At 62.5% G+C, this 9,812-nt stretch carries 4 protein-coding genes; all 4 read left to right on the top strand.

The features are described from left to right. Window positions 1-262: 262 nt before the first annotated feature. Window positions 263-988: an SNF2-related protein gene (locus ACBJ32_RS47515; protein ID WP_375132487.1), complete on the top strand. Its 726-nt coding sequence runs from the start codon at window positions 263-265 to the stop codon at window positions 986-988. Further along, a complete protein-coding gene (locus ACBJ32_RS47520; protein ID WP_375132497.1) occupies window positions 988-3,441 on the top strand; it encodes a helicase-related protein in 2,454 nt (817 codons plus the stop codon). Before ACBJ32_RS47515 ends, ACBJ32_RS47520 begins: the two co-directional genes overlap by 1 nt. After that, window positions 3,438-6,209, top strand: a complete 2,772-nt coding sequence (locus tag ACBJ32_RS47525; protein WP_375132488.1) for a hypothetical protein — start codon at window positions 3,438-3,440, stop codon at window positions 6,207-6,209. The genes ACBJ32_RS47520 and ACBJ32_RS47525 overlap by 4 nt, the downstream gene beginning before the upstream one ends. Before the next feature lie 63 nt (window positions 6,210-6,272). After that, window positions 6,273-9,278 (top strand): DUF499 domain-containing protein, encoded by a 3,006-nt coding sequence (locus ACBJ32_RS47530; protein WP_375132489.1) that lies wholly within the window; start codon window positions 6,273-6,275, stop codon window positions 9,276-9,278. The last annotated feature ends 534 nt before the right edge of the window (window positions 9,279-9,812 follow it).

A 9,812-nucleotide genomic window follows, 5' to 3' on the forward strand; every position in this document is an offset into this window, starting at 1 on the left:
GAAACCAGGGTTCCCCAGAGATCAGATGTCCACCAAACTGGGCCAATTCCAGGCAATCTAACCTGTGCGTCACCTTTGTGGCGTAATGCGACCTTTAGTTGATCACGATCTTACTTCGTTTCAATTCTTTCCGTGACTTGATGTGATTCTGCCCTCATCATTGAGATCTGCGTGGCAGTGGTCAGCAAGATGCAAGCGCTGTGCCGCTACTAGTTGCCGTGGGAAGCGACAGGGGAACAACGTGTTTGAGCGAGGTCAGCGAGTGCGGGTACACTTCGCTGACCTGCCCGATCTCGCGACGATCCGGCTTGCGGTGCCAGGTGATAACGAGGGTGACTGGACGCTGATCCTGGTTGACGACCAGGGGGTTCTGCACGATCTCAGCGTGCCCGCTGGTTCCGATATCGTCCGCCTGATCAGCATAGATGGAGGAGCGGACTCCGCTCGCGTCCTCGCCGGCATGTGGACTCGCTGGATGGCGGCCGCCGCGACCAACGCCGAGTCCAGTGCCATCGCCTCGACCCAGCTCAAGCCGTATGCCCACCAGACCACGGCCGTGTATGGCGCGATGCTACCGCAGCCGCTCCTACGGTTTCTGCTCGCGGATGAGCCCGGCACCGGAAAGACGATCATGGCAGGCCTGTATCTACGTGAGATGCAGCGGCTTGGGCTCGTCCGTCGCGCGATCGTCGTCTGCCCTGCCAATCTGGCCACGAAGTGGGTCGCCGACTTCGGACGCTTCCTCGGGGGAGGCCTGCGTCAGCTCACGGCCAATACCGTGCGCGAGGACGCCGTGGGCGGACACGATCTGTGGGTCGTTTCACTCGAGCTCGCTGCAATCAATCCGGCAGTCCAAGACGCCATTCGCCCAGACAGGCTGGTTGGGACCTCGTCGTATTCGACGAGGCGCACAGACTCACCCCAACCGCGGCGAGCTTTCACCAGGTCGGACGGCTGCTCGCCAAGAACACCCCGCGCGCGTTGTTGATGACCGCGACGCCTCACAGGGGAAGGGAGTGGCTTTTTCGGCATCTGCTGCACCTGGTCGATCCTGACATCTATCCCGACCCGGGCTCTGACCCGAACGTCACGCTGCCGCCCTTGCGGCCTGGCCCAATCCACTTCCTGCGTCGTATGAAGGAGGACCTGGTCGACTACGACGGCAAAACTCGACTGTTCAAGGGGCGCACCGCTGCCAATCACCGAGTGCCGCTGTCCACGCTCGAGTTCGGCTATTACCAGGCCGCGCTTGACATGGTCGACCAGTATTTCCCAGCCGTTGCCCGTCCCCTCGCACGCATGGTCTACGGCAAGCGTGCCGCTTCGAGTCTGTGGGCGCTCGTTGAGACGCTCCGCCGCCGACACGACCATATGGGCGAGATGAGCGAAGCCGAGGCCGCACTTGAGGCCGACCGCGAGCACCAAGGGGACGAGAGCGAGACGGACGAGGCCAAGGTCGTCCACGCCGGCTCAACTGCCTCGCGCGCTGAGCGCTCGGCCCTTAAGACACTGATCGACCAGATCGCGACCACCATCACAGATTCCGGCTGGCAACCCACCAAGTGGCGCCGACTCATTGAGGACTGCCTCAACATGCATGGCATCCACCCCGGGAATACCGAGCAGGCTGTCATCTTCACCGAGTACGCCGACTCAGCCGCCTGGATCGCGGAGCGGCTGTGTGATGCCGGCTACACCGCCCGGATGTACTCCGGTCGGCAGAGCAACTCCGAGCGTGACGAGGTCCGCCTCGCCTTCATGCGCGGCGACTTCCAGGTCATCGTCACCACCGATGCCGGAAACGAGGGCATCGACTTGCAGGCCGCCCATGTCCTCGTCAACTACGACATCCCCTGGTCGCTCGTCCGGCTCGAGCAACGCATGGGTCGTATCCATCGGGTCGGTCAGGATCGTGACGTCTTTCTCTACAATCTCGTCGCCACCGACACCCGTGAAGGTGACACGCTTCTGACTCTGCTCGACAACTTTGTCACCGCTGCCAACGAGCTGCGCGGTCAGATGTTCGACAGCCTGTCCGCCGTCGCCGAGATCACCGGTGTTGACTACGAAAAGTGGCTCACCGCCCTCTACGGCAACGACGACCTGAAGAAGCAGGCCGCAATCGATGCCGCCAAAGCCGTGCGGGCCCAGGACCTTACCCGCGTCGCCCGGCAGGTAAAGGATACTGAGCGGCGGCTCGCCAGTCAGGTCGATGCGGTCGCCGCGCTCACTCTGCTCCAGCGAGACCTGTTCGCCCGCATCAACCCGGCCATTGTCGAGGCATACCTCGATCGACTTGCTGCTGCGCGGCTGCTCAGTGCTCAGCCCACCGCCGCAGGTCTTGGCTTCCGTCGGCTCAGGATGACTGCTGGAACGCTCCCGGCCACGCTCGGCGGCGGCGTAGAAGCGCACGTAGCCACCAGCGGTGAGGCGGTACGGGAGGCCACAACAATCGACACGACCGGCTTGGTTACGCTGGGCCCAGGTGAGCCGGGTTTCACCGACCTCATCCGACTCGCCGACCATGCGCTGGCCGAAGACGTCCATCGTTCGGGCGCGGCCGAAGACCCCACCAGCCTCACTCCGTATGACCTGTACGCCTTTGAAGCCACTCTCACCGAGTCCGACGGCAAGCGCGCCAGCGTCTGGGCCACCCTCGTCAAGGTCGACGACTCCGGTAACGCTCGGGCGGTGCGCTGGGAAACCCTCGCCAACCTCGTCCCCACCAAGCACGCCGGGACGGTCCCTCACCCCGCCCGCCAGGCTGCCGCCTCAGCAGCAGCCGCGGCCGTCGCGGGCGACACCGTTGAGGAACACCGCAAAGTCCGCACCGATTGGTTCGCGCAAGCCCGCAAGGACCTCACCAACCTGCCCATCACGCTCACCGACACCATCGTTGATCGCGACGAGCGCATTGGATTGCGTCGTCACCTTCGGGCCCAGACCGCCGAAAGGCTTGACCAACTCGAGAAGCTCGTCCAGGTGCAGCTCACCGAGCCCAAGCTTGTCGGTCGCCTCCGCGTCCTGCCTGCTGCCACTCCTGAGATAGCCGCAGAGGCAGACTCCGAGTGGGTCGCCATGCGCCACGTCCAAAAGCACCTCGAGGATGAGGGCTGGACCGTCGAGGACGTCCATACCGAAGGTCGCGGCTACGACCTCGACGCACGCCGCCACTCCCAAATACGCCACGTCGAGGTCAAGGGCGTCGCCGGAAACGCCGCTAGCGACGGTATCCGGATGACCGGAAACGAGGTCCTCATCGCCACCCAGCACCGCAAGGCGTACTGGCTCTACGTCGTCGATCGATGTACAGACGGCAAAGGTCGACTCTTTGGCGCGTATGAGGACCCGGCCACGCTCTTCTCCACCGATATGACGGGTGGCGCGATCTTTCGCGTTCCCGGTAGCAGCCTAAAGAATGCCCCTGGGAGCAACGCATGACCCGCATGATAGAGCGCTGGTTCCCCTGCGCCGAAGTGAGCGCCAATAGTGACTCCGGATGGGGCTCTGGGAAAACTGAAGCGTCGCTTTTCACTTGGTTCGCCAAACGGCCTACAGCTCAAGCAAAGGCTGCGGTGATTTGCAGTCTCCTTCCATGGCCTGACAACGATGCAGAGCAGAAGCGACTGCAGGATCTAGTTCGTCAGGCTATGACTGGTCGCTATGCGGCTTGGGACGAGCTGCGGCGTGAGATCATCGCGGCTAACGGTTCTGACGTAAGCGTGGCCGACCCCTTCAGCGGCCGTGGAATGATCCCCCTCGAAGCGGCGCGGCTTAACATCAGGGCTTTCGCTGTCGACTACAGCCCAGTAGCTGTGCTCGCCTCAGAAATATTGACGAGTTATCCCTTCTACGCGTGGGACAAAGAGTCGCCGCTCCGCTTCGGGGAGTTGCCCGACGCTCTCTACGAGACACGGCCGCGCCTCGTCCGCGATGTCGAAGCGGTGTTCGCTGAGGTGGGGCGCCGTTTCAAGAGCGCGATGTTGGACTACTACCCGTCGGTCGACAACCGCCAACCGTGGGCGTACCTCTGGGCTATCACGCTGCCTTGTCAGGAGTGCGGTCAGCGGTTCCCCCTCACTGGCAGCTATCGATTGCGTGGTCCAAAGCAGCGCCCTGCTCGAGGCGGTCACGGGGCTTACATGGATCCCGGTCAGTCCTTTTACATCCAGGCGGATCGGTCCACGGGCCTGTGGAAAACTGTTGTACACGAGGGGCCCCCCAAACAGTCGCCGACCTTAGCCAAGTCGCTGGGGCCCGACGGTGAGCCCGTTTCGGGCAAGTCGGCAATATGTCCTTTCTGTACGCATCCGCATCCATTGGCTGTGCATCGACGCTTGGCGAACGAGGGCCACGGTCAGGACTCGCTCCTGGTCGTAGCCGACTTCGGAACGGAGGTTAGCAAGGCTTTTCGGGAACCTACCCCCGAAGAGATTGAGGCCACGAACGCCGCGTCTCTCGCTCTATCTAAGGAACTTCCCCTCCAACCTGGCATGTCTGCAGTGCCGGACGAAGGCATCGGACCTGGTAACAACAACATCATCGGTCCATCGATCTATGGGGCGCGCACCTACGGCGATCTCATGTGTGACAGGCAAACACTTGGGTTCGTTCGGCTGAGCCGCATCATCGGCCAGATCTGCGAGGAAATGCGTGACTTCCACGGGCTCTCGAATGCCTACGTGCGTGCTCTTAGCGGGTACTTGGGAGCCGTTTTTGTGCGACGGCTTCGCCGCTCAACCCGGAGCACGACACTTCAGGTCTACAGCGACGGTCGGCCGCCGGGTGCCACAGACATTTTCTTGAACGAAGGTTCCATCACGTTCTCCTACGACTACTTGGAGACCGGACTGGCTGGAGGATCTGGCACTTGGGAAGAGCTGAGCGAGCGCACCCTGCGTGAACTTAGTGATGTTGTCCCTATCAGGCAGGGATCGGCCGTGAACGTAACCCGGGGCAGTGCTACAGCACTCGCTCTGCGCGCTAGGTCCGTCGCAGCGGTAGTGACTGACCCTCCCTACGACGAGATGATTGCCTACTCGGACTCATCTGACTTGCTCTTCTCATGGCTGAAGCGTGCCCTTTGTCAATCGCATCCAGATCTGTGGATCACGAGCGATCCATTGGGCGTGCAGGAGAAACAAGATGAGATCATTGTTAAGCGATCTCGTGGCCTCGCGAAGGCCGAGACTAAGGACCATCGAACCCGAGCCCATTACGACAACAAGATCGCCCTAGCCTTCAAAGAGATGCGCCGCGTCGTTCGCGATGACGGCGTCGTCACGATTGTCTTCGGTCATGGAGAGCCGGAAGTGTGGCAGCGGCTGCTTGGTTCGATTCAACAGGCTGGACTGGTAATGACCGGATCTTGGCCAGCGAATACGGAAGCTGGTGGGCAGCAGGGCAAGGCCAATATAAAGACGACCCTCACCATGTCATGCCGACCCGTTCCGGCAGGACGGCTCCCGGGTCGCAAAGGTGCAGTGGAGTCCGCGATCAAAGCAGAGATCAAGAGGCGCTACCCGGACTGGGAGCGATGGGGTCTCGCACCGGCCGACATGCTGATGGCTGCGGCCGGTCCCGCCATGGAAGTGGTGGGCCGCTACAGCGAGGTGCTGGACTCTCGTGGTGAGTCGGTCGACATCTATACTTTCCTGCCCCTGGCTCGCGCCGCTGTACAGGAAGCCATGGCGGTCGAGATCGACCATCACCCGCTTGAGACCTTTGACGCCCGCACCCGGTTTGCCCTGTGGTGGGTGCGGCTGTACGGCCGGCAGGTGCAGGCTAAGTCGGAGCTCCGCTGGCAGACGCTTGCGTCCTCCATGGATCTCGCAGAAGTCCGCGATCTGGTCCCCGATGCCGACAAGGGGGTCAGGTTCGCCATGGCGAATCAGTTCAAGGCGCATGTCAGCAGTGAGTCGGCGGTCATCGATGTCGCACTTGCGCTTGCAGCCGCGTCGGAGGAGGGTCTCGCCGCGATGGGAGAAGTGCTCGCGGCCTCGGGGCGCGAAGCCGACGACGCCTACCTTTGGGCGGCGGTGCAGTTTCTCGCGGATCGCTTGCCCGACTCCGACCCTGACGCCATCGCGTTCAGTCGCGTGCGGCGTGCTCGGGACGGCATCGCCAATGCCGCCGAGCTGGTGATCGCTGGGGATGAAGTGCGACAGCAGCGACAGTTGGACGAGGACTCCCAATTGAGACTGCTCTGATGATTGGCGCAACTACAGAAGTCCACGGATCAAAAAGATCAACAGTGCACAGGGGAGGCTGACGTGGCAAGCAGCGTGACGCCGTGGTGGAAGGCGCTGAAGATCCGGCAGGAGATCCTCAGTGCGTCTGGACAGATCGACGATGTACAGATGTCACTGTTCCGGGCTGTCCACGGGCTTGGAGCGGACAAGCCACTGTACGCTGACGCCGCCTACTACGGTGAGATCACCCACCCGACCGAGCGGCTGACTGACCTACTCACCGAGATAGCTGTGCGGATCGGCGGTGGCTCGGACTATCTCAAGGCCCGTTCGGTCACCCGGCTCGACCAAGGCATGGGCGGTGGTAAGTCGCACGCCTGCATCGGCGCCTTTCACCTGGCGGCGCACCCCGAGGCGTTGTTCGGCACTGAACTTGGACAACGCGTCGCGGCACGTGCCAAGGCCAAGGTTGGCCATGACCTGCCGACGGACCTGAACCGGCCGCACGTGGTGGTACTTCCGTGCGATCACATGACGCCGGGCGCGCCGGTACAAGAACTCGACGGTCCGGCGGTCAACCTCTACGAGCGCTTCCTGTGGCGGCTGTTCTCCAAGGACTACTCGCTGTTCGAGCGCTATCAGCCATTCTGGAGCGACAAAGGTAAGATCGCGGAGGCGATCAAGGCTGTCAACCGGCCCGTCCTCATCATCGTCGATGAGGTCCTCGACTACATCGGCAATGGCCTTGACGGTGCGAATAAGCCAGACCTAGTTGCGCAGGACGTCGCATTCCTGCGGGCCCTGCTTGACGTGGTCAACGACGTCCCGCAGGTCGCGATGCTCGTCGTCATGATCGCTTCTGACCAGGACAAGACCGCCTTGTCCGTTGGCGCGCAGGCCCGTAGGGACGATCTGAACAGCCTCCTTGAACGCAATGGTCGGCCCGAGACAGTCACCGAGGTCGGAGACTTCGCCGACATCCTGCGCCGCCGACTGTTCGACGCGGAGCCAGCCGCCGAGGTGCTCTCCGCCACCGCCGCAATGTACCGGCCGCTGCTGGATGACAAATCGTGGACGAAGAACGTATGGGGCGCAGCTAGCTCAGATTGGCGGTCCCGCTGGGACGAAGAGGTTGCCGCCTGCTACCCGTTCCACCCCATGCTCATGGCGATCGCCAAGGAGGAGTGGAGCAAGGTGACCGGATTTCAGCGCGTCCGGTCCACCATCAGGATCTTCGCTGCCACCGTCTATGCACAGCAGCGGCGCGGCAAAGCCGGTGAGTGGGTTCCCACGCTCATCGGCCCTGGCGACCTACCGCTCAGCGACTCCGCCGTCCGTGAGTCACTGCTCGGCTCGGGGCTCGTCGAGGACGATCGCACCATCTCGAACTACCGCAGCCTTGCCGAGATCGAGGTGGTCAACAATGACGGGACCGCTGGCACCGCTCGCCGCCAGGACATCGAGCGGCAGTCGGTTTCGTGGACCGAGGCGAACCCGCGGGCCGCTGAGCGCGCCGCGACTTTCGTGTTCCTCGCCAGCATCGTCGGTACGCTTCGGCCGGGACGCGGCCGCGGTGCAAGCGCTCCGGAGGTCAAGGCTGCAACCAGCGTTCCCGATATCTCATATACGGTCACGGACGCGGACACCGTCGTCGAGGACCTCGTCAACCCCGATCGGGGCATGTCCGCAGTAGAGATCATTCCCGGGCAGGGCAACCACAAGCCCGCCCGCTACTTCTTATCCACTCGGCTCACCCACCGCATGCTTGTTAACAACATCCGGCGTACCATCACCGAGACAGAACGTGATCGAGTAATCGCTGAGTTCACCCAGCGGCTCGCCAGTAGCGGGCCCTTCCGCGACCTGAAGTTCGTCAAGGCGGAGCCCGAGCGTACTGCCGCTGATGTCCTGACCACGGCAGGGCTCGACACCGCTTACACCAGTCGGCTAATCGTCCTGGACCCAGCCCAATACAGCTTGCGCAATGGCATGGAGCAGGCCACCCTTTCAGCAATTACCGTTGCTATGGGCTTGGGCAAGGGGATTCAGCAACTGCCGGTGCAATGGGCCTCCAGCGCCATCTACGCCATCGTCAACACCCAACGCCGGGCACTTGCCCGGGGGGTTGCCGTGGAGTATTTGGCTCGCCAGAAGGCCCTCGCCGCCCCTGAGGTCCAAAACGATGAGGAGCTCAAGACTACCGGTACCAAGGAATTCGCAAGCGCCAAAGAGCAGCTTGAGAAGGCGCTCAAACGTGCTTACCAGCACGTCGTCTACCTTGCTCAGCCTGACCCGGACGGAGAGCGCTACCTCGATCAGCTTTCCTTTGACGATGAGCACAGCAGTGCTTTGGACGGTACCATCGTATGGAAGGCCCTCGCCGAGCGGGACAAGGTCTTCGACGCCGGTCAGTTCGGCCCAAAGGCACTCCTGCACAATCTGCGTGACAGCGATTACGGTAAGACGTTGTCCGACATCCGCGCCGCGTTTTACTCGGCGCCGCGGCTGCCACTGTTGTATGGAGGTGACCGAGACCTACAGCAGGCAATCTACGATTCCGTTGCGGCGGGGCTTGTCGAAGTCGTCGATGGCGCGGGAGGCGTCGTCGCAGTTACTGCGCCGAACCAGGTCAACCTCGCCAGCGCCGGCCTGCGCCTCGCCAAGCCTAAGCCGAAGACCTGTCCTAACTGCAGCCAGCTAGCTCACCAGGGAACCTGCGAGACCGGAGCCGAAAGCGAAATAGGCACTGGCATTGGTCAGACTGGCGCAGGAAATGGATCAGAACCCGTCCGGTCTGTCGTTACCTGTGCCTCCTGCGGCAACCTAGCCCATGAGGGTGCCTGCCAAGTCCCACCGTCCGTCACCGAGCGGCAGATTGCGTTCTCTTTTACTCGCAACCTGCTCGCCAATTCAGACGATGCCGACAAATTCGCTGCCCTGTTCAAGACCTTCTATATGGCCCTCGACGAACGGAAGATCAGCTATTTGCAGGGCACGTTGCAGCTCGTCGTCGATGCGGACACCGCTGACGATCTGCAGCGGCGGCTTGGAGAACTCGGCATCAACGGCGCTGTAAAAGACATCTGAGCTGTACCTGACGGTCACCTCTCATGAAGGCCATTGTCTCGACCATAGGATGATCACGCAGGGCGCGGCCGCACTGCGTCCAAGCGCCGTGTTGTCAGTTCTGGCCGCTTGCGGTGCGGTTCTTGAAGGGACGGTGGCGACGTTGCCATCAGCGCTGCCCCGACAGATCCCTCAGTGTTGGGGGCCGTCGATCGCCCCCAAACATACACCGCGGGGGGTTGAAGTCAGCGATCATATCGGCCGGCGCTGAAAACTTCATTACGAGTGAAGCGGAGGATCGTGGTCCTGGGACGGCGCTGCTGCTCAACGGTGCGACGCCGTACGAGACGATCAGGCTGCGTGAGGCGGCGTTGCTGTACCTCCCTGCTGTACAGCAGACCACAGCAACCCGCATATCCGGTGGCAAGCCGACCCGGAGCGCAGGGCCGTCAGGCCCGAGACATCCGATCGGCGGCGGTGTCAAGCGTGCTCGGTCCGTGGTGGCCGTCGACGCTACGGCGGGCTGTGATCAACGAGATTAGGCGTCGACGGCTG

The organism is Nonomuraea sp. GTA35, assembly GCF_041950525.1.
In the GTDB taxonomy this organism is placed as follows: Bacteria; Actinomycetota; Actinomycetes; order Streptosporangiales; family Streptosporangiaceae; genus Nonomuraea.